This window comes from Pseudomonas sp. HY13-MNA-CIBAN-0226 (assembly GCF_040310305.1).
Taxonomy (GTDB): domain Bacteria; phylum Pseudomonadota; class Gammaproteobacteria; order Pseudomonadales; family Pseudomonadaceae; genus Aquipseudomonas; species Aquipseudomonas gregormendelii.
In genome coordinates, this window is sequence record NZ_JBEOPS010000141.1 from 1 (window position 1) to 292 (window position 292).

Here is a 292-nt window from a genome sequence, read left to right on the forward strand (position 1 = left end):
CCATTATCGAAAGTGGGGTCAAGATTTTAGAAACCGCTGGCAATAATCCCAGAGACTTTATGGCAAAACCCAAAGCGGCTAACATAATCACCATTCATAAATGTGTATCGGTTCGTCACGCCTTATCTGCTGAGCGCCACGGTGTCGACGTGATATCTATTGATGGTTTTGAGTGTGCCGGTCACTCAGGAGAGGAAGATATCGGTGGCTTGGTGCTCATCCCAGCTGCCGTCAAACAGCTATCAATCCCTGTCATCGCCTCTGGCGGTATCGGGCCGCCGCTTTAGTATTG

The 292-nt window shown here is 49.7% G+C and carries 1 protein-coding gene; it reads left to right on the forward strand.

Features of this window, described 5'->3' with window-relative positions; all coding sequences use genetic code 11:
- On the forward strand, nucleotides 1-287 hold a 287-nt coding region (locus AAEZ05_RS28135; protein WP_502947799.1), incomplete at its 5' end, for an NAD(P)H-dependent flavin oxidoreductase.
- Nucleotides 288-292 lie beyond the last annotated feature (5 nt).